17 protein-coding genes are annotated in these 23,318 nt (G+C 64.9%); 11 read left to right on the top strand and 6 right to left on the bottom strand.

Translation table 11 applies throughout. From position 1 onward, the window contains the following. Window positions 1-408 precede the first annotated feature (408 nt). A complete protein-coding gene (locus BEK68_RS03760) occupies window positions 409-1,164 on the top strand; it encodes a substrate-binding periplasmic protein (RefSeq protein ID WP_012435187.1) in 756 nt (251 codons plus the stop codon). 57 nt (window positions 1,165-1,221) lie between these two features. Next, on the top strand, window positions 1,222-1,656 hold the full coding sequence (locus BEK68_RS03755; protein ID WP_024542239.1) for a hypothetical protein: 435 nt from the start codon (window positions 1,222-1,224) through the stop codon (window positions 1,654-1,656). A gap of 139 nt (window positions 1,657-1,795) precedes the next feature. Here BEK68_RS03755 and BEK68_RS03750 read toward each other — a convergent pair whose 3' ends face one another. The 3 genes from BEK68_RS03750 to BEK68_RS03740 all read right to left on the bottom strand — a co-directional run bounded on the left by BEK68_RS03750 (window position 1,796) and on the right by BEK68_RS03740 (window position 5,809). Next, window positions 1,796-2,299, bottom strand: coding sequence for a DNA-deoxyinosine glycosylase (locus BEK68_RS03750; RefSeq protein ID WP_012435185.1), 504 nt, complete (start codon window positions 2,297-2,299; stop codon window positions 1,796-1,798). Between the two features lie 8 nt (window positions 2,300-2,307). Then, window positions 2,308-4,230, bottom strand: a complete 1,923-nt coding sequence (htpG, locus tag BEK68_RS03745) for a molecular chaperone HtpG (protein ID WP_024542240.1) — start codon at window positions 4,228-4,230, stop codon at window positions 2,308-2,310. 100 nt (window positions 4,231-4,330) lie between these two features. Further along, window positions 4,331-5,809 (bottom strand): PLP-dependent aminotransferase family protein, encoded by a 1,479-nt coding sequence (locus tag BEK68_RS03740; protein ID WP_012435183.1) that lies wholly within the window; start codon window positions 5,807-5,809, stop codon window positions 4,331-4,333. Window positions 5,810-5,940: 131 nt separating this feature from the next. Here BEK68_RS03740 and BEK68_RS03735 point away from each other — a divergent pair, with 131 nt between their 5' ends. The 7 genes from BEK68_RS03735 (at window position 5,941) to BEK68_RS03705 (ending at window position 12,332) form a co-directional block, all read left to right on the top strand. Further along, on the top strand, window positions 5,941-6,660 hold the full coding sequence (locus BEK68_RS03735) for an alanyl-tRNA editing protein (protein ID WP_012435182.1): 720 nt from the start codon (window positions 5,941-5,943) through the stop codon (window positions 6,658-6,660). A gap of 9 nt (window positions 6,661-6,669) precedes the next feature. After that, window positions 6,670-7,608 (top strand): DMT family transporter, encoded by a 939-nt coding sequence (locus BEK68_RS03730; RefSeq protein ID WP_012435181.1) that lies wholly within the window; start codon window positions 6,670-6,672, stop codon window positions 7,606-7,608. A 45-nt stretch (window positions 7,609-7,653) separates the two neighbouring features. After that, a complete protein-coding gene (locus BEK68_RS03725; RefSeq protein ID WP_004629056.1) occupies window positions 7,654-8,124 on the top strand; it encodes a RidA family protein in 471 nt (156 codons plus the stop codon). A gap of 131 nt (window positions 8,125-8,255) precedes the next feature. After that, complete coding sequence (locus BEK68_RS03720; protein WP_004629058.1) at window positions 8,256-9,446, top strand: PLP-dependent aminotransferase family protein; 1,191 nt, start codon at window positions 8,256-8,258, stop codon at window positions 9,444-9,446. Window positions 9,447-9,493: 47 nt separating this feature from the next. Then, window positions 9,494-10,135, top strand: coding sequence for a glutathione S-transferase family protein (locus BEK68_RS03715; protein WP_004629060.1), 642 nt, complete (start codon window positions 9,494-9,496; stop codon window positions 10,133-10,135). 89 nt (window positions 10,136-10,224) lie between these two features. Next, window positions 10,225-11,511 carry an MASE1 domain-containing protein gene (locus BEK68_RS03710; protein WP_004629063.1) on the top strand — a complete coding sequence of 429 codons (1,287 nt, stop codon included), beginning with the start codon at window positions 10,225-10,227 and terminating at the stop codon, window positions 11,509-11,511. Between the two features lie 8 nt (window positions 11,512-11,519). Beyond that, window positions 11,520-12,332 carry an alpha/beta hydrolase gene (locus BEK68_RS03705; RefSeq protein ID WP_024542241.1) on the top strand — a complete coding sequence of 271 codons (813 nt, stop codon included), beginning with the start codon at window positions 11,520-11,522 and terminating at the stop codon, window positions 12,330-12,332. 12 nt (window positions 12,333-12,344) lie between these two features. Here the strand turns inward: BEK68_RS03705 and BEK68_RS03700 are convergent, their stop codons facing one another. The 3 genes from BEK68_RS03700 to BEK68_RS03690 all read right to left on the bottom strand — a co-directional run bounded on the left by BEK68_RS03700 (window position 12,345) and on the right by BEK68_RS03690 (window position 19,218). Continuing rightward, window positions 12,345-15,500: an efflux RND transporter permease subunit gene (locus BEK68_RS03700; protein WP_012435180.1), complete on the bottom strand. Its 3,156-nt coding sequence runs from the start codon at window positions 15,498-15,500 to the stop codon at window positions 12,345-12,347. Between the two features lie 2 nt (window positions 15,501-15,502). After that, window positions 15,503-16,684 carry an efflux RND transporter periplasmic adaptor subunit gene (locus BEK68_RS03695; protein WP_012435179.1) on the bottom strand — a complete coding sequence of 394 codons (1,182 nt, stop codon included), beginning with the start codon at window positions 16,682-16,684 and terminating at the stop codon, window positions 15,503-15,505. 170 nt (window positions 16,685-16,854) lie between these two features. After that, window positions 16,855-19,218 (bottom strand): patatin-like phospholipase family protein, encoded by a 2,364-nt coding sequence (locus tag BEK68_RS03690; protein ID WP_024542243.1) that lies wholly within the window; start codon window positions 19,216-19,218, stop codon window positions 16,855-16,857. Between the two features lie 261 nt (window positions 19,219-19,479). On the opposite strand from BEK68_RS03690, the gene BEK68_RS03685 reads away from it, so the two are divergent. Together BEK68_RS03685 and BEK68_RS03680 are read left to right on the top strand one after the other, a co-directional pair. Beyond that, a complete protein-coding gene (locus tag BEK68_RS03685) occupies window positions 19,480-21,156 on the top strand; it encodes an L-lactate permease (RefSeq protein ID WP_004629075.1) in 1,677 nt (558 codons plus the stop codon). A 327-nt stretch (window positions 21,157-21,483) separates the two neighbouring features. Then, window positions 21,484-23,316, top strand: a complete 1,833-nt coding sequence (locus BEK68_RS03680) for an ABC transporter ATP-binding protein (RefSeq protein WP_012435176.1) — start codon at window positions 21,484-21,486, stop codon at window positions 23,314-23,316. Window positions 23,317-23,318: the final 2 nt, after the last annotated feature.

Below are 23,318 nucleotides of genomic sequence, written 5' to 3'. Positions count from 1 at the left end.
GTGCGCAGAGGCAATGTGGAGCAACATTCATGCTGACATCGGCAGGACAAGGTTTTCGGGTTCCTGATCGCCACGGAGAGCCGATTCGGAGCCCAAGCCGTTTCAGAACTGAAACAATGCCGACGGTATCGAGTGGGCGCACTGATCGAGAACCGGCTTATGTAAACGTATACGGCGATGACTGAGCATCAAGCATCCGGCGCGGCAAGGCACATCAGTCGACGCAATTCAGTCGATGCAATTCGCAGGTTGCTTCATGCTTGAACGACTTTGGCCTGGAATCAGTCCCGCCGCAGCCTCCGCGGCCCCGAAACCCCGGTCGTACGAGCACCGGTACGAATCTTGCCGACCTCCGCAGATCGCGCAAGGTGCGTGGCAGGGATTGCCTCATCCGTTACGGAGATATTCATGAAACCGTTCTTGGCTGCAACAACGGCTGCATTCGCGCTCCTGCTGCTTGCTGATCCTGGCGCATCCTCTGCGCAACCGGTGCTGAAAGCGGGCAGCACCACAGCAGGCCAACCAACGTCGGGCCTGAATCCGCAAACGAAGCAGCTCGAAGGTATATCGGTGGAGGTTCTTCAGGCGATTGCGAAAGATACTGGACTGCAGATTGAATTCAAGCCGATGACTTTCGCGGAACTGCAGCCAGCCTTGCTGGAAGGGAAGATCGATATCATCGCCGCCTCCTTTGGGATCACCCCTACGCGACAAAAAATCGTCGAGTTTACTGACGTCTATGGGTCATATCGAGACAAGCTGCTGGTCTCCATCAACGACACAAAGACGTACCGATCAGCGGCCGATTTCAAGGGGATGGCGATCGCAATTCCAAAAGGAAGTACATACATAGATGGCCTGAAAGACGCCGGTGCCATCCTGACATTTGTCAGCACACCTCCAGAAGCGATCGGTGAACTGGAAGCAGGCCGCGTTGCCGGCGTTGTCGACAACGGACTGCAGATCGCGTATCGCATGCAGAACAACGCGCACCCCGCGCTCAAGATTGTGGATTCGTATCAACCGATCCAGGAAGGCAAGCTGGCATTTGCTGTGAGGAAAGGCGATGCAGACCTGCTCGCAAAGCTCAATACATCACTGAAGAAGCTGCAAGCCAATGGCACGGTTAAGGCGATTTATTTCAGGTGGGGACTCGATCTGTGACCACACCTAGGAAGCGCTCTTAATGTCCGGAGAACAAGCCCTTGCGTTGGCGCGCCTATGGAAAACATGATGAGAAAGATCGTTGTATTGACACTCAGCTTCGTCTGCGTCGCTCCTGTCGTTGCACTGGCGCAGGAGTACAACTGCTCAGCACAGACGCTCAACGGCGAATACATCTTCGCCGGTCGCGGGTTTATCGAGCCGGGCGAACCTGGGGTGCAGCGAGTGCGCAGCGGTGTGCTGATCTTCGACGGCGCTGGCAATGTTGCAGGTAAGCAATCATCAAGTCGCGGCGGGAACATCAGCCGAGACAGGCTGCAGGGTACCTATGCACTTGATGCCAATTGCTCCGGAACGGCAACTTTTGGCTCGGTAGCAAAACCTGGCAGCCAAATTCATTGGGATCTGTATGTCGCCCGAGGCGGCAAGACAGGACATATGGTTCGCATGGATGACGGAAGCATGGCGGTCCGCACCTTTCAAAAAGAGTAGACCAAACCTCCAGCCCTCCCTTGCTCAACGCCGTAGATCGTTGACAGTCAGTCCCGGGGATGGACACCCAGCATCGGGCGATGCCAAGTCAAGACGTATCGCACTGAACAACAATCGCGATTTGTTGGCACCCCCAACATCAGTCAGCTTTACCGAGCCATGACTCCAACTCGCGCCAAGCATGCAGTTTTTCCGCGTACGGCATCGTATGCGCCGGACTGCTGGAGGGGAGCCGGACAATCCGATAACTGCCGCCATGCGAGCCGAGCGCTTTCAAGCCGATGCGCTCGGCCGTGCCGCCATTAAAGGCAATCACCGCCAGGTTTGGCAACGAGGCAATCAAGCTGGAGAGGTCGTTGCCAGCGTGGTCCCGGATCTTGCTGTCGAGACTGCCTTCGCGCCTGGCCTCGGCCACCACATCCCATAAGCCGAGGCGATGGGCGAGCAATGCTTGCAGGCGCGCGCCGTACTCCATGCCGGCAAGGTCCTGGCCGATGACCTCACCAACCAGGCGCCAGAACTGGTTCTGCTTGTGTGCGTAGTACTGCGATTGCGCAAGCGATGCTTCACCGGGCAGGCTGCCCAGGATCAGCACGCGCGTGTGCGCGTCGACCACGGGCGGAAAGCATCGCTTGAGCGTCACGCTTGTCGTCAGGCCAGCAGGCGGTTCACACGTTGCACGTAGGCTGCCGGGTCGGCCAATGCGCCACCCTCTGCCAACAGTGCCTGATCGAACAGCACATGCAGGCGATCTTCAAACGCGGCGCGGTCGGCTTCGTTGCCGGTCACGGTTTCCAGCAGCGCGAGCTTGCGCACAAGCGGGTGCGTCGGGTTCAGTTCCAGCACGGGTTTGCTGTCAGGCGCCTGTTGGCCGGCCTGCTTGAGCAGACGGGCCAGCGTGCCGCTGATGTCGCCTTCATCGGCCACCAGGCACGACGGCGAATCGGTCAGGCGATGCGTGATGCGCACGTCCTTGGCCTTGTCGCTGAGCACCGCCTTGGCGCGCTCGACCAGCGGCTTGAACTCGCCTTCCACCTTGGCGTGCTCGGCCTTCTCGGCTTCGCCTTCCAAGGCGCCCAGGTCGAGATCGCCACGCGCAACCGACACCAGTTCCTTCTCTTCGAAATCGTGCAGGAACGAGAGCATCCACTCGTCCACGCGGTCGGTCAGCAGCAGCACTTCCACACCCTTCTTGCGGAAGATTTCCAGATGCGGGCTCGACTTGGCCGCCGTCCAGTTTTCGGCGGTCACGTAGTAGATCTTGTCCTGACCTTCCTTCATGCGGCCGACGTAATCGGCCAGCGAGACGGTCTGGGCGCTGTCTTCGTTGTGCGTGGAAGCAAAGCGGAGCAGCTTGGCAATGCGGTCCTTGTTGGCGTGGTCCTCGCCGATGCCCTCCTTGAGCACCTGACCGAAGTTCTGCCAGAACGTGGCGTACTTCTCCTTCTCGGCTGCGTCATCCGACTCGGCCATCGATTCGAGCATGCCGAGCACGCGCTTGGTCGAACCCTCGCGGATGGCTTTCACGTCGCGGCTTTCCTGCAGGATTTCGCGCGAGACATTCAGCGGCAAATCGGCCGAATCGATCACGCCCTTCACGAAGCGCTGGTAGGCCGGCAGCAGTTGCTCGGCGTCGTCCATGATGAAGACGCGCTTGACGTACAGCTTCAGGCCGCTGCGGCGCTCGCGGTCCCACAGGTCGAACGGCGCGTTGGTCGGGATGTACAGCAGTTGCGTGTATTCGCTGCGGCCTTCCACACGGTTGTGCGTCCAGGCGAGCGGCTTGCCGTTTTCGTGGGCGATGTGCTGGTAGAACGCGATGTACTGATCATCGGTCACGTCAGCGCGCGGGCGTGCCCACAGGGCGCTGCCCTGGTTGATGGTTTCCCATTCGTCCTGGGCCACCATCGCCTTCTTCTCTTCGTCCCACGCTTCCTTGCGCATCTGGATCGGCAGGGAGATGTGGTCCGAATACTTTTGCACGACCGACTTGATGCGCCAAGCGGAGAGGAAATCGTCCTCACCCTCGCGCAGGTGCAGCGTGATGGTGGTGCCTCGCTCGGCACGTTCGATGGTGTCGACAGTGAATTCGCCGTCGCCGGTGCTTTCCCAGCGCACGGCTTCATTGGCGGCCACACCGGCGCGGCGCGATTCCACCGTCACGCGGTCGGCCACGATGAATGCCGAGTAGAAGCCCACGCCAAACTGGCCGATCAGCGCAGCATCCTTCTGCTGGTCGCCCGAAAGCTGGCTGAAGAACTCGCGCGTGCCCGAGCGGGCGATGGTGCCGAGGTTGCGGATGGCCTCGTCGCGGCTCATGCCGATGCCGTTGTCGGCAATCGTGATGGTGCGCGCGGCGGCATCAAAGCCGATGCGGATGCCTAGCTCACCGCCGCCTTCCAGCAGCGACGGATTGGCGATACCCTCAAAGCGCAGCTTGTCCACCGCATCTGAAGCATTGGAAACCAGTTCCCGCAGGAAGATTTCCTTGTTGCTGTATAGCGAGTGGATCATCAGGTGCAGAAGCTGCTTCACTTCTGCCTGGAAAGCCATCTTCTCGTGCGGTGCGCTCATGGTGTGCATAGAAAATCTGGAAAGTGGAAAGAGAAGCGGGCTACACCTTGCGCGCGCCCGCATGAATTTGTGAAGCTAGATAGGGCGTGGCGCCCGGTTTTCAAGCCCCGCGATCGAGCTGCTCCGCCAGGAACCGGAGCAACTCCGGATCGGCGCTGGTTGCGATGTTGAAGCGCATCCACGTCGACGGCATCTGCGACGGCGAAAACAGGCTCCCCGGCGCAAACACATAGCCCTGTTCGTGCCCGGCGCGGGCAATGGCGTTGGTGTCCTGCCCGGTATCGGCCCAGAGGAACATGCCCGCACCCTGCTGCGCAAACAGCTTCAGGCCCATGCGCTCGAGGCTGCGCTGCACGCCGTCGCGGGCGCGGTCCAGTCGGGCGCGTATGCGTTCGACATGCTTGCGGTAGTGGCCTTCAGTGAGGATCTTGTAGAGCACGCGCTCGTTGATCTCGGGCGTGACGAGGCCGGTCAGCAGTTTGCCGTCGACCAGGTTCTTGGCCAGCTCGGGGTGGCAGGCGATGAACCCCACACGCAGGTTGGCCGCGAGCGTCTTGGAGAAGCTGCTCAGGTAGATCACGCGGCGCAGTTGGTCGAGGCTCGCCAACCGCGTGCCGGGGTGTCCGGGCGGGGCGAGATCGCCGTAGATATCGTCTTCGACGATCAGGAAACCGTACTGCTCGGCCAGCCGCAGCAACTGAAACGCCTTGGCCGCCGACAGCGACGTGCCGGTCGGGTTATGCAGGATCGAGTTGATGATCAGCAGCTTGGGCCGGCGCACCTGCACCAGCCCCTCCAGCGCCACCAGGTCGGGCCCCTCGGCGGTGTAGGGCACGCCGATCACCTGCGCCCCTTGCGCGGCAAAGCGGCCGAACATCAGGAACCACGCCGGGTCGCCCACCAGCACCGTATCGCCGGGCTGCACGTACTGGCGCGCGATCAGGTCCAGCGACGAGGTGATGCCCGAGGTCATCACGATCTGGTCCGGCCGGGCGCCGATCTCCAGCTCCGCCAACCGCGTCTGCAACTGCTGGCGCAGCGGCAAAAAGCCCTGCGGCGATCCCCACGCCAGAAACTGGTTGCCGTTCTGCCGGCCGAGCGTGCGCAGCGCGTTGGCGATCAACTCGCCGTCGAGCCAGCCGTTGGGCAGAAAGCCGATGCCCGGCGCCTTGCGCGGCTCGGCAGAATGGAACATGTTCCGCAGCAGCCACGTCACGTCGATCTTGCGCGCGGCGGTTGGCAGCGGCGCGACGGGCTCTTCGGGCAGCGGCGCCTGGCGCTCCTTGACGTAGAAACCCGAACCGCGCCGCGATTCCAGATATCCCTGCGCCACCAGCCGCTCGTACGCCTCCACCACGGTGAAGCGCGAAATGCTCTTCTCCTGCGCCAGTTGCCGGATCGACGGCATGCGCATGCCCGCGCGAAACACGCGCTCGTCAATGCGCATGCGCGCCCACTCGGTGAGCTGATCCACCAGCGTCATCTGCGCCGACGGAATCGGATCGGGCAACTGCTCCGCCGCCGGGCGGGCGGCCGCGCGGCGGGCATCCAGGCTGATGATGTGGGAGGTGGGATTCATGACGGGGTAGGCTTCAAGCGCGCCGAAAACTGTACAGAAAGCGCCACGACAAAGTGTACAGGTACTGTACAGACGCAGTTCGGTAGGATCAAGGTCAGAATTCCGCCCCCAGCGAACCCGGAGACGCCCCCATGCCAACGTTGAAACGTTTTGACGAAGACGCCTACCGCGCCACCTGCGACGCCACCGTCGTCGCCGTGCATTCGGAAGGCATTGAGCTGGACGCCACGGTGTTCTACGCACGCAGCGGCGGCCAGGCTGGCGACACCGGCACACTCGTCCTGGCCGATGGAACAACCATCAGGATTGCCGACACCGTCTACAGCCCGGATCGCCAAACCGTCCTGCATGTGCCCGCCGACAATGCTGGCCTCACGCTGCTCGCGCCCGGCACGGCCGTCACGGCCACCATCGACTGGGACCGCCGCCACCGGCTGATGCGGCTGCATACGTGCCTGCACCTGCTGGGCTCGCTGATTCCGGTGCCCGTCACGGGCTGCGGTATCTCGCCAGACGCCGGCCGCATCGATTTCGACCTGCCGGAATCAACGCTCGACCGCGACACGCTGACCACACAGCTCAACGAACTCATCGGCCGTAACACGCCGGTGCGCATCGACCTGATCACCCCGGAAGAACTGGCCGCCCAGCCCGAACTCGTGCGCACCATCGGCGCGGCGCCGCCGGCGGGCGCATCGGCCATCCGCATCATCCACATCGACGGCATCGACCGGCAGCCGTGCGGTGGCACCCACGTGCGCGCCACCGGCGAAATCGGCCGCGTGATCGTCACCAAGATCGAAAAAAAGAGCCGCCAGAACCGACGCGTGGCCGTGGCGTTTGCAGATTAAGTGGCCACCATGAACAAGTCCGCCGCCCTCCCCATGCAACACGCCGACCACGCCGAACGCCGGGGCTTGCTGCTCGGCCTCATCGGCGTGGCCATCTTTAGCCAGACGCTGCCGTTCACGCGCATGGCCGTGGCCGAGCTGGATGCGACCTTCGTGGCGCTGGCGCGCGCGGTGCTGGCGAGTGTGCTGGCGCTGGCGATGCTGGCGGCCACGGGCGCGTTCTCCGCCGCCAAACGCCCGCGCGGCCATCAATGGTGGCAGCTGGCGGTGACGGCAATGGGCGTGGTGGTCGGCTTTCCGCTGTTCTCCTCGCTGGCGATGCGAGACGTACCGGCCGCCCATGGCGCCATCATCACCGGCCTGCTGCCGCTTGCGACCGCCATCTTCGCCGCCTGGTTCGGGCGCGAGCGGCCGTCTGCCGGGTTCTGGCTGTGTGCGCTGGCGGGCAGTGTGCTTGTCGTCTCCTTTGCGCTGCTGCAAGGCGCGGGGAGCCTGCATCGCGCCGATTGGCTCCTCTTCGCCGCCATGGTGACCGGCGCGCTCGGCTATGCAACCGGCGGCAAGCTCGCGCGAGAACTGGGCGGCACGCAGACGATTGCCTGGGCGCTGATCGTCTCCCTGCCTGTGCTTCTGCCCCTGGTGAGCGCGCTGGTGTGGCTGCCGTCGACCCATCAGGCCGAGGCGCTGGCGCATGCGTCGTCCCGCGCCTGGATGGGGCTAGCTTACGTGTCGGCCTTTTCCATGTTCATCGGCTTCCTGTTCTGGTACTCCGGCCTGGCCGCCGGCGGTGTTGCGCGGGTCGGGCAGATACAATTGCTGCAACCTTTCATGACGTTGATCGGCGGCTGGCTGCTGCTGGGTGAATCGCTTGACGCGCCCACCGTGTTGTTTGCGCTGGCTGTGATTGCCGTGGTCGGCATCGGCCGGCGAACGTCGGTACGCCGATAGCAACGTCTTCCCTCTTTTGTTGACCGCACTTACCAAGGAGTCTTCATGACCGCCTCGCACGACGCTCAGGCCAAGCTCAAGCAACTCGGCATCGAACTGCCTGCCGCTGGCGCCCCCGCTGCCGCCTACGTCATGGCCGCGCAAACCGGCAATCAGGTCTTCCTGTCCGGCCACATCGCCAAGAAAGACGGCAAGCCGTGGGTTGGCAAGCTGGGCGCCGACATGACCACCGAGCAAGGCAAGGCAGCGGCACGGGCCATCGCCATCGACCTGATCGCCACGCTGAACACGCACCTGGGCGGTGACCTCAGCCGCGTCAAGCGCATCGTCAAGGTGATGAGCCTGGTCAACTCCACGCAGGAGTTCACTGAGCAGCACCTGGTGACCAACGGCGCATCGGAACTGTTTGCCGACGTATTTGGCGACGCCGGCAAGCACGCCCGCAGCGCCTTCGGCGTCGCACAGATTCCGTTCGGCGCGTGCGTCGAGATCGAGCTGATTGCGGAAGTCGCCTGAGCGGCGCTTTTTCCCGCAGTCTCTAAGGTGGCGGCCCAATGTTGGACGGGCCGCTTGCCTGCTATTCTCATCGTTTTGCCCACCCACGGCGCCTGCTCACGAGGTGGGCGCCGCAACACTAGGACCACACCATGGACCACACCGCCTGTACCTTCTCCAGCCGCGCTCAGAAACTGACCAGCTCGGCGATCCGGGAAATCCTCAAGATCACCGAACGTCCTGAGGTCATTTCGTTTGCCGGTGGCCTGCCCGCCCCGGTCACCTTCCCGGTCGAAGCGATTCAGGCGGCGTGCGCCCGCATGTTTGCAGACAACCCGCAGGCTTCGCTGCAGTACACCCCCACCGAAGGCCTGTCGGTGCTGCGCGAGTGGATTGCCCAGCGTCATGGCACCACCGCCTCGCGCGTGCTGATCACCACGGGTTCGCAGCAGGGGCTGGACCTGCTCGGCAAGATCTTCATCGACCCGCAAAGCAAGGTGCTGGTCGAAACCCCGACATACCTCGGCGCGCTGCAGGCGTTCTCGCTGTTCGAGCCGACCTATACGTCCATCGCCACCGACGACAAGGGCCTGCTGCCCGACGCGCTCACGCCGGAACTGGCTGCCGGGGCGCGCTTCTTCTACACGATCCCGAACTTCCAGAACCCGACCGGCCGCCGCCTGCCGCTGGACCGCCGCCAGGCCCTGGTGGCCCGCGCGAAGGAACTCGGCGTGCTGCTCGTTGAAGACGATCCGTACGGCGAACTGAGCTACACCGGCGACGCCCTGCCCTCGCTGCGCTCGCTCAATCCGGACGGCGTGGTCTACATGGGCTCGTTCTCGAAGATCCTGGCACCGGGCATGCGCCTGGGCTACATCATCGCGCCCGAACACATCCACTTCAAACTCGTGCAGGCCAAGCAGGCATCGGATCTGCACACGCCGAGCTTCACGCAGCGTGTGGCGTACGAGGTGCTGAAGACCGGGCTGCTCGATACGCACATCCCGAGCATCCGAAACCTCTACGGCAAGCAATGCGAAGCGATGCTCGACTCGCTCACGCGCCATATGCCGGCCGGCGTGCACTGGAACCGTCCGGAAGGCGGCATGTTCATCTGGGTGGAAGTGCCGGAAGGCATCGACACGATGGCGCTGCTGGAGAAGGCCGTCGCGCGCAACGTGGCGTTCGTGCCGGGCGCGCCGTTCTATGCCAATGCGCCGCGCCGCAACACACTCCGCCTCGCGTTCGTGACAGTGGCACCGGAGCGTATCGAGCAAGGCATTGCCGTGCTGGGCGAGTTGATGCGCGCGGAAATCGCGGCGCTCACGCCCAAGGCCGCCTAAATTACCTAACTAACCACTCCATCCATTCAAGAAAGGAGCCGTCGTCGATGCTGCGGATCTGGGGAAGACTCTCTTCGGTCAACGTTCAGAAGGTCGTCTGGTGCGCGCATGAGCTGTCGCTGGACCATGAGCGCATCGACGTCGGCGGCGCCTTCGGCGGCGTTGACACGCCGGAATTCAAGGCAATGAACCCCAACGGCATGATCCCCGTCATCGAAGATGGCCTGGACGATGCCGGCGACACGCGCTTCGTGCTGTGGGAGTCCAACGCCATCGTGCGCTATCTCTCGGCGCGCTACGGCCCGGGCAACCTCTACCCGCTAGAACTTCACGAGCGCGCCGATGCCGACCGCTGGATGGATTGGCAGACCACGTCCTACAGCCCGTCGATGGTGGATGCGTTCCTGCAGCTCGTGCGCACGCCGGAAGACCAGCGCGACGCCGCGCGCATTGAACGCTCGCGCCAGGCCGCGGAGCGCAGCACCGCCATCCTCGAAGCCGTGCTGGCCAAGCAGCCGTACGTGGCCGGCCGTCGCTTCACCATGGCCGACATCGTCTGCGGCTGCGCCACGCACCGCTGGCTGGGCCTGCCGATGGACCGTCCTGCGCGACCGAACCTCGAGCGCTGGATGGCCGAACTGCGCGACCGCCGCGCCGCGCGGGAAGTCCTGGCACTGCCCGTGGTCTAAGCCCGCCTGAAACCGATTGCGATAGCATCATCAACCGCGCACGGCACCTACGCCGGCGCGGTTTTTTGTTTTCACCGAGGGAAACCCGGATGCCATTGAACCGACCTTCCACCACCGTCGCCACGGCCCTCTGGGGCGCGCTTTATCTGGTGGCCGCCATCGTGTCGCACCGGCTGAATGGGCCAATCGACATGACGGGCTACATCTGGCTGCCGGCGGGCGTGGCCATGGCCGCGTTCATGCTGCGGCCGTACCGCGAATGGCCCGGGCTGGGGGCAGCGTTTGCCGTGGCGCAGCTGGTGCTGGCGGCGATCGAGCGCACCAACCCCGCGCACGCGATGCTGTTCGTGCTGGACGAAGCAGGTAGCGCGGCGCTGGCCGTGGCACTGGTGCGACTGGCACGCGTCCCGCTCGAAGGGCTTTACTTCGTGCGCGCGATGCTGGTGGCGGGCGCGGTCAGTGCGCTGCTTGGGGCGTTGTTCGGCGCGGCATGGTTTGCGTGGTCGCAAGGCGGCTCGTTCGGGCACGTGCTGCGCATCTGGGCGGCATCGGATTTCCTGGGCGTGCTGATCGTCACGCCGGTGCTGGCGGCGTGGTCGCGCTTTCGCGCGTTCCGCTCGGGCGGCACCGACCGCACGGATTTCCTGCTCGGTCTGGCGGCCGTCGTTGCGCTGGCGCTGTCGTCGTACATCATTTTCGATGGCAACAGCGATGCCAAGTTTGGCGATGGAATCGGCTTTGCGCTGACGTACGTCCCGCTGTTCTTTGCCGTGGTGGTGGCGCTGATGTGGGGCGGCCGCGGTGGCTCGTTGGCGGTGCTGCTGCTCACGCTGGTGGCGCTCACGCAAACCGCCGAAGGCGACGGCCCGTTCGCCGTGCTGGATCACCACTATGGCCAGTCGCTGCTGGAAACGCAGCTGTACCTCGGCATTGCCGCGCTGCTGGTGCTGCTGGTGAGCGCACTCAAGACCACGCGCGAACAACTGCACGAGCAAAGCGCGCAGTGGCAAAACCGCGTCGAACTGGCGCTGGCGGCATCGGGCCAGCTTGTCTACACCATCGACCCTGCCAGCGGCCGCATTGACTGGGGCGGCGACGTCGCGCTCATGTTCGGACACGAACCGGCAAGCATGGCGTCGATCTCGACCGTACTGCAACTGGTGCATCCGGATGACCGCGATGCGCTGCGCGCGCGCTGGCTCGGGGCCGCCGTGCTGGAGGGCGATGCAGCAACGCCCGCACGCCGCCAGACGCTGCGCATCACCGCACGCGACGGCACGCTGCACACCGTGGTGGATACCGGTCGCCCCCTGACGGATGCCGTTGGCAACACGGCGCTCGTGGCCGGGACCTGGTCGGTCGAGACCGCACTGTGACCCCATCGGTGCCCGGCAGCACGGCCGTGCTGCTGATCCATGGTCTGGGCGGCACGGCCTACGACGTGGGCGTGCTGCAGAAAGCGCTGCGCAACGCCGGCGCGGTCACGCACGTGCCGACCTTGCCCGGCCACGGCACGCGCCCGGAAGACCTGATCCACATGCCTGCCGAGGCGTGGCTTGAAACGCTTACGCAAGCGTATGAACGGCTCGCCGCCGAGCATGACACCGTGCATATCGCCGGCATGTGCATGGGCGCATTACTGGCGCTGGTGCTGGCGCACCGCGTTCGGCATGGCATTGCGCACCCGCAGGACAGGCTGGCGCTGCTCGCCACGCCCATCCATATCGATGGCTGGTCGACGCCGTGGTATCGGGATCTGCGCTACGCGGTGTATCGCATCCCGGGCATGGCGGCGCGCATGCGCGTGGAAGAGGACGAGCCGTTCGGCATCAAGAACCCGCTGTTGCGGCGGATCATCAAGGCGAAGCTCGCACGCGGCGACAGCTTCCACTATCCGTGGGTGCCGCTGGCGTGCATTCGGCAGGTGGACCGGCTGCGACGCTGGGCACTGGCCGGGGCGCCCGATACGCAGTGCCAGACGCTGGTGATCCATTCCCGCGAAGACGAACTCACCAGCCTGCGTTCCGCCCAAACGCTGCAGGCCACCCTGCCCCATGCGCGCAGCGTGGTGCTGGAAAACAGCTACCACATGATCTGCGTGGACAACGACCGCGATCAGGTCGCAGCAGAGGTCCTTGGCTTTTTCGGTTTCGACCCGGCAGCGGCCAGGCGCAAAGGCCCAGCCGCCGCAGATTGATGACGACGCCGATCAGGCTGCCGGCCCGGCCGTCTCGTGCTCGTGCGCCGCATCCAGCCGGCGCTGCCGCTCGCTGCCTTTGAACACGTGCCGCACCACCACAAAGAACACCGGCACCAGGAACACTGCCAGCACCGTTGCCGCGATGATCCCGCCCAGCACGCCCGTGCCGATAGCGCGCTGGCTGGCCGATGCCGCGCCGCTTGCAATCGCCAGCGGCACGACACCAAATGCAAACGCCAGCGACGTCATCACGATCGGCCGGAAGCGTAACCGTGCGGCCTCCAGCGTGGCTTCAATCAGGCCCATGCCTTGCGCCACCAGATCCTTGGCCACCTCGATGATCAGGATCGCGTTCTTGGCCGACAGGCCGATGGTCGCAATGAGCCCGACCTTGAAGTAGATATCGTTGGGCAGGAAGCGCAGCGTGGCGCCCAGCAGCGCACCCAGCACGCCCAGCGGCACCACCAGCATGACCGCCAGCGGAATCGACCAGCTCTCGTACAGCGCCGCCAGACACAGGAACACGACGAGGATCGACAACGCAAACAGCGCCGGTGCCTGCGCACCCGACAGCCGCTCCTCGAACGACTGCCCCGTCCACTCGTAGCCGAAGCCTTCGGGCAGACCGCGCGCAATCGACTCCATCGCCGCCATCGCCTCGCCCGAGCTGTGACCCGGCGCGGGCGAGCCGGTGATCGTCATGGCCGGAAAACCGTTGTAGCGATCGAGCTTGAGCGGCCCCACGATCCACTTCGTCGTAGTGAACGCGGAGAGCGGCACCATCGCCCCCGCCGCATTGCGCACATGCATGCGGCCAAGCTGCTCGACCGAGACACGCTGCTTGCCGTCGGCCTGCACGATCACGCGGCGCACCTGGTTGCGATAGACGAAATCGCCCGCGTAGTCGGAGCCGAACATCACGGCCAGCGTGCGGTTGATGTCCTCAATCGACACACCCATCGACAGCGCTTTCTTGCGGTCCACATCAATCAACACCTGCGGTGCATCGCCCTGGCCCGCAAACGTGACTTTCGACAGCGCGGGATGCTGCGCGGCCTCAGCAAGCATGCGGTCGCGTGCCTGCGCGAGGCGCTCGTAGCGGGCGCCGCCGCGGTCCTGCAGACGCAGGTCGAAGCCGGGCTTGCTGCCCAGCTCCGGCAGCGCGGGCGAGTTCATCGCCATGACCATCGCGCCCTTGATCTTGCCGAACGCCGCGTTGGCGCGCGCGACCACGGCATCGACGTGCTGGTCACCGCCCTTGCGTTCCTTCCAGTCCTTGAGCGTCAGAAACAGCATGGCCGCGTTCTGCCCGTTGCCGTACAGGCTGAAGCCCGTGATGGCCAGCGTCGACGCCACCGCCGGCTCCTGCGTCATGAAGTGCTGCTCGGCTTGCCGCACGACGTCGAGCGTCTGCGCCTGCGTGGCGCCGGTCGGCAGCATGGCGACGGTCATGAACTCGCCGGTGTCCTCTTCCGGCAGGAAGGCCGTGGGCAGTTGCGTGAACAGCAGCACCACCACGCCGATGACGGCGCCGTACGCCACCAGCGCGCGGCCCGTGCGGTTCAGCAGCCTGGCAACGCCGCCTTGGTAGCGCGCCGTCAACCGCGCAAAGCCCCGGTTGAATGCGCCGAAGAAGCCCTTGCGCTCCACACCGTGGCCAGCCTGCACCGGCTTGAGCAGCGTCGCGCAAAGCGCGGGCGTAAGCGTCAGTGCCAGGAATGCCGAGAAGACCATCGACACCGCCAGCGACAGCGAAAACTGCCGGTAGATGTTGCCCACCGCGCCGCCAAAGAACGCCATCGGCACGAACACCGCCGTCAGCACCAGCGAGATGCCGACGATGGCCCCGCTGATCTGCCGCATCGCCTTGGCCGTCGCCTCGCGCGGCGACAGCACTTCTTCGTGCATCACGCGTTCGACGTTTTCCACCACCACGATGGCATCGTCCACGAGGATGCCGATGGCGAGCACCAGGCCGAATAGCGTCAGCACGTTGATGGAAAAACCCATCGGCAGCATTACCGCAAACGTGCCCAGCAGGGCGATCGGCACGACCAGTGTCGGGATGAGCGTCGCGCGCGGGTTCTGCATGAACAGCATCATCACCAGGAACACCAGCACCACGGCTTCGAGCAGCGTCTTGACCACCTGCTCGATGGCGATGCCGACAAAGCGCGAGCTGTCGTACGCCACCTCGTAGCGCACGCCCGGCGGGAAATGCGCCTGCGCTTCGTCCAGCACCGCGCGCACGCGCTTGGCCACGCCCACGGCATTGGCGCCAGGGGCAAGTTTGATGCCGATGGTCGTAGCCGGCTTGCCGTTCATGCGCGAGAGGTACAGGTAATCGCTGCCGCCCAGCTCCACGCGCGCCACATCGCGCAGCAGCACCATGCGGCCCTGCGCGCCCGCACGCAGCGGGATCTGGCCGAATGCATCGGGCGTGGTGAGCCCATCGTCACCGGTGACGCTCGCGTTGATGGGTGCGTTTCCCGGCACGGCGCCGCTGCCGATTTCGCCCACGGTGATGCGTGCGTTGTAGCGGCGCACGGCGTCGCTCAGGTCGCCGGCGGTCAGGCCCAATGCGGTCAGCTTGTCGGCATCGGGCCAGATGCGCATGGCGTATTCCGCATCGAACAACTGCGCGGTGCCAACGCCCGGCACGCGGCGCAACTGCGGAATCAAATCCGACGAAGCGAGGTCGCCCAGGTCGATGCCGTCAAAGCGGCCGCGCTCGGCCGTCAGCGACAAATACATCATGTAGTTCTCGGCCGCCTTCTCGATGCGGATGCCGTTGCGGCGCACGACCTCGGGCAGGCGTTCCTCGACGATCTTCAGGCGGTTCTGCACTTCCACCGCCGCAAGATCGGGGCTCGTGCCCTGCGTGAACGACAGGTTGATCGACACGTTGCCCGCGGCATCGGACGACGACGACATGTACAGCAGCCCCGGCGCACCGTTCATCTCGCGCTCGATGATGGCGGTGACGGCGCTCTCCACCGTGCGCGCAGACGCGCCCGGATAGTTGGCCGAGATGCTGACGTTGGGCGGCGCGATGTTCGGGTACTGCGCCACCGGCAGCTTGGGCAGCGCGAGCACGCCGGCCAGGATGATGGCCAGCGCAATCACCCAGGCAAAGACCGGGCGGTCGATAAAGAAGCGCGCCATGGTCAGCCCCTCTTCGTCTTCGTATCAGCGCGCGGTGCGGCAGGAATCGGCTTGACTGCCATGCCGGTCTCGAGCGTCTGCATGCCTGGGATGGCAACCCGCTCCCCACCGGATAGCCCGCCCGTCACCAGCCATTGGTCACCGGCCAACGTTTGCGCAGCCACGGGCTGGGCCGCCAGCGTATTGTCGGCCTGCACCACAAACACCGATGCCCCCTGGCGGTCGCGCTGCAACGCGCCCTTCGGAACCGTCACCGCGCCCTGCTGCACGGCGTGCGAAAGCTTCACCCGCACGTACATGCCGGGCAGCAGCAGGCCATCGGGATTGGGCAGCACCGCGCGCATCGAGACGTTATCCGTCGCACGGTCCACCGTCAGATCGGAGAACAGCAGCCTGCCCGGGCGCTCGTACGCCACGCCATCGCTCAGGATGACCTGCACGCCGATGTCCTGGCCGCTCAATGCAGCGGCCTGGCCCTTCTTGAGCGCGCGCTGCAAGGCGAGCACTTCGGCAGCGGGCTGCGCGAAGTCGACGTAGATCGGGTCGATCTGTTCGACCGTGGTGAGCGTCGTCGCAGCGTCTTCCTTGACCAGCGCACCTTCGGTGACCTGCGCGCGGCGCGAGCGGCCGGCAATCGGGGCCGTGACGGTGGCATAGCCCAAGCGCAGTTGCGCGGTTTCCAGCGCGGCACGGCTGGACACCACGTCTGCGGCGGCCTGACGCTCGGCGGATTGCGCTTCAGCGTATTCCAACTCGCTCACGGCACGCGTGGCGGCCAGCCCCTTGTAGCGGGCAGCCTTGTCGCGCGCGATGGCCAGTTGTGCCTGCGCACGGGCAAGCGCGCCTTGCGCGGCGTCCACCTGTGCCTTGAGCGGCGCCGGATCGATGCGGAACAACACCTGGCCGGCCTTGACCACCTGGCCTTCTTCATAGGCGCGCTTGAGGACGATGCCGTCGACGCGCGCGCGCACTTGCGCCGTGCGATACGGCTCCAGGCGGCCAGGCAGTTCGGTCACCAGCGGCGCATCGGAGCGCTGCGCAACGGCAAACTCGACTTCCGGCGGGCCGGCTGGCTTGGCAGCCTCATCAGCATGCTTGCCGCACGCCTGCAACACAGCCAAGGCGCACGCGCACAGCAACCACCGGAACGAACGGTAACGACGGAACAACACGGAGAACATCATGGGAAAGAGGGCTGGGCGCGACCGCGCCCGAGGTCTTGAACGAAGCGAAGCGGAAGGCTAGCACGCACGTCCGCCGCTAGCTGACCGATTGATTTCCCCAGTCTGATCAAGACCTTACGAAGCAGGCGCTGACCGTACGCCAGGCAGGCCTGCTGCCCCTTGATGCGGTTTCAGAAGACGCGACCGAGCTGCAGGTACACGTTCCACACGCCCTGCGGCGCCACCGCAAAACCGAAGTACAGCGGCCCGATCGGGCTGGTGCCACCGACGAATACGCTGCCGCTCTTCAGGTAAGGGCCCTTGCCAAAGTTGTTGCGCAGCTGCCAGACATTGCCGGCCTCGGCGCTGGCGCCGAACACCGGCGCGCGCAGGCCCAGCAGATCGTCAACGCGCAGGTCGTACAGATAGGTCAGGCGGCCATACAGCATGTACTGGCCGTTGAACTGATCCTGCGCATACGCCGAAAGGTGCTGGAAGCCGCCCAGGAAGAAGCCTTCGTTGGCGCCGTTGCTCGTGTTGCCACCGTTTTCCCGCGTCGGGCTGTTGACGCCAAACAGGCCGGCCCCTTCCAACGCCACATTGAACGTGTGGCGGCCGTAGCTCGTCGCCCATAGGCCCTTGGCCTGGGCGGTGTTGAACTTCTTGTCGGGCGAACCGAAGCCCGCTTCCACGCTGCTGTAGAAGTAATAGCCGCTGCGCGGGAACAGCGGATCGTCGAGCTGGTCCAGCGTAAGTTGGGCGCGAAAGGCCGGCTGCTGGGTGCGCAAGGTGTCAACAGCCGTCGCATCCACGACATTCCCGGACTCGTCCGCGATCAATTGCAGGTAATTGAACGTTGCCGTCTTCCTGACGTAGTTCACGCCCAGGCGCAGCTCACCCTTGCGGCCCAACGGGATGCCCAGGTCAACGCCGGCGCGCGCCGTCTCGATGGTCAGGTTGTTGAACGGCTTGGCGTCCCGGGTGGGCGGCTGATCGTCAAAGTAGAGATCCGATCTGCGACGCGAGTACTCGGCATACGGCGCCACGTAAAACCCGCGCGCCTGCCACAGCGGCTGCCGCAGCTCGGTATGGATGCTCGCCCGGTTGCTGCCGAGGACGATGTCGTTGCGCCACTCCAGCCCGCTCTGCGTGAGCCACGGATACCGATGGCCAAGGTTGATGTTGAATGCGCCACGCCCGTCGAAGTTGGTCGACATGCCCAGCCCGAACAGGAAGAACTGGTTGCCCCACGACTTTTCGTGCGCGTCGATCTTCAGCGTATGCACACCGTTCTGTTCCACCAGTTGCTGCGTGACGGTTTCGAAGTCGCCCGTGGTGGCCAGCGCCGACAGTTCGCGGTTCAGCGCCTCGGCGTCATACGCATCGCCTTCACGCACCTTGATCAACTGACGCACGCGCGCGGGCGGCACGCGGCCGCTGGTGGTCACATCGATGGCGTCAATGCGTGCGCCCGCCACGAGCGTGCCCTGCGGCTCGTGGGTAGCGCGGTACGCGGCATACGCGTGCGGCGACAGCGACAACGTCGCGAGCTTCGCCTCGACGCCCTGCGCCGCGCGTTCACCCTGCCGCACACCCTGCGGGCCCTTGGCGAAATCGGTGAACGAAAGCTCCGAGAGCTGCGGCTCGATCAGCACATCCTGGCCGCGCAGCAGCGCCTTCTGCGCACGGACGTTCTGGCCGACGAGGATGGTGATCATCTGTTGCGTCACCGCCGCAGGCGAGGCCAGGTCTTCAGGCCGCTCCAAGTCCGACCCGATGTTGACGGCGATGATGATGTCAGCCCCCATGTCGCGCGCAAGCTGCACGGGCAGGTTGCTCACCAGGCCGCCATCCACCAGCGTACGCCCGCCCACCTCGAAGGGCGCGAACAGCCCCGGCACCGCCATGCTGGCCCGCATCGCCAGCGGCAGCGAGCCGTGGTCGAGAATCACTCCGTCGCCCGTGGCCAGATCCGTCGCCATGGCCTTGAACGGAATGGGCAGGCGCGAGAAGTCGATGTTGTCGGGCCACTGCGCCGTCCAGTTCTTGAGGAGCGCGAGCAGGCGGTTGCCCTGCACCAGCCCGGCCGGCAGCTTGAGGTTGCCGTTGCCATAGCCGGCCGACAGGCCGATCGGGTACTGGAAATCATCCTCGCGCAGCGACTGCGGCAGCTTGGCGCGATCGTTGCGATCGAAGGCGATGTCGCTCAGGTCCACCTGTGAGAGCTTCTGCTCCAACGCGTCCGCCCGCATACCGCTGGCGTAGAGCCCGCCCACCACGGCGCCCATGCTGGTGGCGGCAATCACATCCACAGGAATGCGCATGCGCTCCAGCATCTTCAGCACGCCAATATGCGCATAGCCGCGCGCCCCGCCGCCCGAGAGCACCAGACCGATTCGCGGCCGCGTCGATTCGGTGTTCGCCTGCACTGGCGCCGCCGCAGTCTGGCCATGCACGGCGGGCGGCAACGTCGTCAGTGCCACAAACGCGGTAAGCACGGCGGCAGCCAATCGGGAGCCGCGGCGGCGAAACAGGAAGGCCGTCAGAGAAGCCATGAATGGAGGGCGAATTGGAGTGGGTGGGCAGCGCAGCAGGCGCAATGATTCCACAACCCGGATTTACCCGGTGCAATTGCTTGCGCCACGCGAAACCACGCACCGGCGCCGATGAATACTTTTCAAGGCGAAAGTGACAGAATATTGCGGGGACCCGGACACGCTTGTTCCTACAATCCGTGGCTGCCCCTTAAAAAAGGGGCGACAGAAGACGTTCGGTATCGAGAAGATACTGAAACGCCCAAACAGGAGGAGATCAAGATGTGGAATCAAGTCTATGACCCGCTCGGCAGTGCCGTGTGGTCAACCCTAGCGGCCGGGATACCGGTGGCGGTACTGCTGTGCTCGCTGGCGTTCTTCCATATGCAGGCGCATCTGGCAGCCGGCCTGGCGCTGATTGTCGGGGTGGGGATCGCCTCGTTTGTGTTTGGCATGCCGACCGCAATGGCTGGCAAGGCTGCGGGCCTCGGCATCGTCTCGGGCCTGTTCCCAATTGGCTGGATTGTTCTCAACATCATCTTCCTGCACCGGCTCACCACCTTGAACGGGTCGTTCAAGGTCTTGCAGAGCTCGATTTCCGGCATTACCGAAGACCGCCGCCTGCAGCTGCTGCTGGTAGCGTTCAGCTTTGGCGCGTTCTTTGAAGGCGCCGCGGGCTTCGGCACGCCGGTGGCCGTCACGGGCGCCATCCTGATCGGCCTGGGCTTCTCGCCACTGGCCGCGTCGGGCCTGGCCCTGATCGCCAACACCGCACCGGTGGCCTACGGCGCGCTGGGTGCCCCGCTCATCGGGCTGGCTTCGGTCACGGGGCTGGACCTGCTGCAGCTCTCTGCCATGGTTGGCCGCCAGTTGCCGTTCTTCTCGGTGCTGGTGCCGTTCTGGCTGATCTGGGCGTTCGCGGGCTTCCGCGGCATGCTGCAGATCTGGCCAGCAATCCTGGTGGCGGGCGTGTCGTTTGCGATTCCGCAGTTCCTGGTGTCGAACTTCCACGGCCCGTGGCTGGTGGACGTGATTGCGGCGCTGGTGTCGATGGGCACGCTCACGCTGTTCCTGAAGGTGTGGAAGCCCAAGACGATCTGGACCTCGACCGCCCTGCGCAACCGCGAAGACAACTCCCGCGTCGACCCCGAAGCTGCTGCCGAAGCCCGCGAAACCACCACGGCCACCAACGGCAAGATCACGCGCGTGCAGGCATGGTTGCCGTGGGTCATCCTGACCGTGTTCGTGTTCATCTGGGGCGTGCCGCAGTTCAAGGCGTTTGCCGACGGCCTCTGGGCATTCAAGTTCGCCATCCCGGGCCTCGACAAGATGGTGCTCAAGGGCCCGCCGGTGGTGCCCAAGGTGATTGCCGAAGGCGCAGTGTTCAACTTCAACGTCCTGTCGATGGCGGGTACGGGCATCCTGGTATCGGCCATCGTCGGCGGCCTGCTGATGGGCTACTCGCTGCCGCGCATGCTCAAGGAGTACTGGAACACCATCAAGCTCACGCGCTATTCGCTGCTGACGATCTGCGCGATGTTCGGCATCGGCTACCTGACGCGCTACTCCGGTCTGGACGCGACGCTGGGCCTGGCCTTCGCCCACACGGGCGTGCTGTACCCGCTGTTCGGCACGATGCTGGGCTGGCTGGGCGTGGCGCTCACCGGCTCCGATACGGCATCGAACGTGCTGTTCGGCGGCCTGCAGAAGACCACGGCCGAACAGCTTGGCCTGTCGCCGATCCTCATGTCGGCGGCCAACAGTTCGGGCGGCGTGATGGGCAAGATGATCGACGCGCAGTCCATCGTCGTGGCTTCCACCGCCACCAAGTGGTACGGCCACGAGGGCGACATCCTGCGCTACGTGTTCTTCCACTCGCTGGCGCTGGCCTTCCTGGTGGGGCTGATGATCACCCTGCAGGCTTATGTGGAGCCGTTCTCGCGGATGGTGGTGCACTGAGCCCCGCTCCCGACGGAACCCGAAAGCCGCTCAATCGAGCGGCTTTTTTCATGGCGCGATGCGTCTCGCGAACCGCCTGGCGCCTCCCACGGATCGCAGCTGACGCTCTGAACTGCAATCGCCGAGCAAAAAGCCTCACGTGCCGAGCTCTGAGCTCCAACCGTCGAGCAAAAAGCCCGACGCGTCGAGCTCTGAGCACCAACCTCCGAGTCCTGCTCTCCATAAGCCAGGCCGCCAGCAAGGGCACTTTCACGCGCGTATCATGGGCGGCTCTTCCGCGCACGTCCCGCCCTGGGGCGTCGGTCTCCTCTTCACCCCCGACCCGACATGCTGCTGCGCCGCCTGGAAAAGCTCATCGATCCGTTCCGCCCGCTGCCCGACACCCAGCCTCCGGCCAATGTCTGGCGCTTCTACGCCCACTTCCTGCGCGAGGTGCGCGGCGTCTTCGCGTTCCTGCTGCTCGTGGGGTTGCTGGGCGCGCTGATTGAAGTCGCGCTGTTCGACTTCCTCGGCCGCATCGTCGACATGATCCAGGCAACCCCCGGCGCGGAGTTCTTCGGCCGCCACCGCAGCGAACTGCTGTGGATGGCCTTTGTGGCGCTGATCGCGCGGCCGGTCATCTTCGGCTTGCACGACGTGCTCGTGCACCAGGTCATCAACCCCAACCTGTCGAACCTGATCCGCTGGCAGAACCACCGCTACGTGCTCAAGCAGAGCCTGACGTTTTTCCAGAACGACTTTGCGGGCCGCATTGCCCAGCGCATCATGCAGACCGGCTTTTCGCTGCGCGATTCCGCCGTGCAGGCCGTGGACGCGCTCTGGCATGTCGTCATCTACGCGATCAGTGCGATGGTGCTGTTCGCCAGGGCCGACTGGTGGCTCGTTGTGCCGCTGCTGGTGTGGATTGGCTGCTACATCGCGGCACTGAGCTATTTCGTGCCGCGCGTGAAAGCGCGTTCGGTCATCGCCACGGAGTCGCGTTCCAAGCTGATGGGCCGCATCGTTGACGGCTACACCAACATCACCACGCTCAAGCTGTTCGCGCATACGCAGCATGAAGAAAGCTACGCGCGCGACGCCATGGCCGAGCAGACGGACAAGACGCGCCTGTCCGGCCGCATGATCAGCGGCATGGATTTCACCATCACGGCCATGAACGGCCTGTTGATCGTGGGCACGTCGGCGCTCGCGCTGTGGTTGTGGAGCCAGGGCCGTGTGAGCGCCGGCACCATCGCGTTGACCACGGGGCTGGTCATCCGCATCAACAACATGTCGGGCTGGATCATGTGGGTGGTCAACGGCATCTTTGAAAACGTCGGGCAGGTGCAAGATGGGATGCAGACCATCGCGCTGCCGCGCGCCGTGATCGACCACCCCGGCGCCAAGCCGCTGCACGTGACGCAGGGCGAAGTGCGCTTCGAGCACGTGGGATTCCACTACGGCAAGGGCAGCGGCGTGATCGAAGGGCTGGATCTCGTGGTGCGCCCCGGCGAACGGATCGGCCTGGTTGGCCCGTCGGGTGCGGGCAAATCGACGCTGGTCAACCTGCTGCTGCGCCTGTACGACGTGGAGCGCGGCCGGATTCTCGTCGACGGCCAGGACATTGCGGCCGTGACACAGGAGAGCCTGCGGGAGCAGATCGGCATGGTCACGCAAGACACGTCGCTGCTGCACCGCTCCATCCGCGATAACCTGCGCTACGGCAAACCCGACAGCACGGAGGCGGAGTTGATGCAAGCCGTGCGCCGGGCCCGCGCCGACGAGTTCATCCCGCAGTTGTCCGATGCGCAAGGGCGACGGGGCTTTGATGCGCTGGTGGGTGAGCGCGGGGTGAAGCTGTCGGGTGGTCAGCGGCAGCGCATCGCGATTGCGCGCGTGCTGCTCAAGGACGCGCCGATCCTGATCCTGGACGAAGCCACGTCCGCGCTGGATTCGGAAGTGGAAGCCGCCATCCAGGAAAGCCTGGAAACGCTGATGCAGGGCAAGACCGTGATTGCCATCGCGCACCGGCTCTCGACCATCGCGCGCATGGACCGGCTGGTCGTGCTGGATGGCGGGCGCATCGTCGAGAGCGGCACGCATGCGGAGTTGCTGGAACACGGCGGCCTGTATGCACGGCTGTGGGCGCACCAGACCGGCGGTTTCGTTGGGGTCGATTGAGC

Origin of the sequence: Ralstonia pickettii (assembly GCF_001699815.1) — a bacterium.
In the GTDB taxonomy this organism is placed as follows: domain Bacteria; phylum Pseudomonadota; class Gammaproteobacteria; order Burkholderiales; family Burkholderiaceae; genus Ralstonia; species Ralstonia thomasii.
This window is presented reverse-complemented; position numbering and strand designations above follow the sequence as displayed.

What these genes read in the sequence shown, in the direction of transcription:
- BEK68_RS03760 (WP_012435187.1), top strand. Translation starts at nt 409, where the DNA reads ATGAAACCGTTCTTGGCTGCAACAACGGCTGCATTCGCGCTCCTGCTG.
- BEK68_RS03755 (WP_024542239.1), top strand. Translation starts at nt 1,222, where the DNA reads ATGGAAAACATGATGAGAAAGATCGTTGTATTGACACTCAGCTTCGTC.
- htpG (WP_024542240.1), bottom strand. Translation starts at nt 4,230, where the DNA reads ATGAGCGCACCGCACGAGAAGATGGCTTTCCAGGCAGAAGTGAAGCAG.
- BEK68_RS03740 (WP_012435183.1), bottom strand. Translation starts at nt 5,809, where the DNA reads ATGAATCCCACCTCCCACATCATCAGCCTGGATGCCCGCCGCGCGGCC.
- BEK68_RS03735 (WP_012435182.1), top strand. Translation starts at nt 5,941, where the DNA reads ATGCCAACGTTGAAACGTTTTGACGAAGACGCCTACCGCGCCACCTGC.
- BEK68_RS03730 (WP_012435181.1), top strand. Translation starts at nt 6,670, where the DNA reads ATGAACAAGTCCGCCGCCCTCCCCATGCAACACGCCGACCACGCCGAA.
- BEK68_RS03725 (WP_004629056.1), top strand. Translation starts at nt 7,654, where the DNA reads ATGACCGCCTCGCACGACGCTCAGGCCAAGCTCAAGCAACTCGGCATC.
- BEK68_RS03720 (WP_004629058.1), top strand. Translation starts at nt 8,256, where the DNA reads ATGGACCACACCGCCTGTACCTTCTCCAGCCGCGCTCAGAAACTGACC.
- BEK68_RS03715 (WP_004629060.1), top strand. Translation starts at nt 9,494, where the DNA reads ATGCTGCGGATCTGGGGAAGACTCTCTTCGGTCAACGTTCAGAAGGTC.
- BEK68_RS03710 (WP_004629063.1), top strand. Translation starts at nt 10,225, where the DNA reads ATGCCATTGAACCGACCTTCCACCACCGTCGCCACGGCCCTCTGGGGC.
- BEK68_RS03700 (WP_012435180.1), bottom strand. Translation starts at nt 15,500, where the DNA reads ATGGCGCGCTTCTTTATCGACCGCCCGGTCTTTGCCTGGGTGATTGCG.
- BEK68_RS03695 (WP_012435179.1), bottom strand. Translation starts at nt 16,684, where the DNA reads ATGATGTTCTCCGTGTTGTTCCGTCGTTACCGTTCGTTCCGGTGGTTG.
- BEK68_RS03690 (WP_024542243.1), bottom strand. Translation starts at nt 19,218, where the DNA reads ATGGCTTCTCTGACGGCCTTCCTGTTTCGCCGCCGCGGCTCCCGATTG.
- BEK68_RS03685 (WP_004629075.1), top strand. Translation starts at nt 19,480, where the DNA reads ATGTGGAATCAAGTCTATGACCCGCTCGGCAGTGCCGTGTGGTCAACC.
- BEK68_RS03680 (WP_012435176.1), top strand. Translation starts at nt 21,484, where the DNA reads ATGCTGCTGCGCCGCCTGGAAAAGCTCATCGATCCGTTCCGCCCGCTG.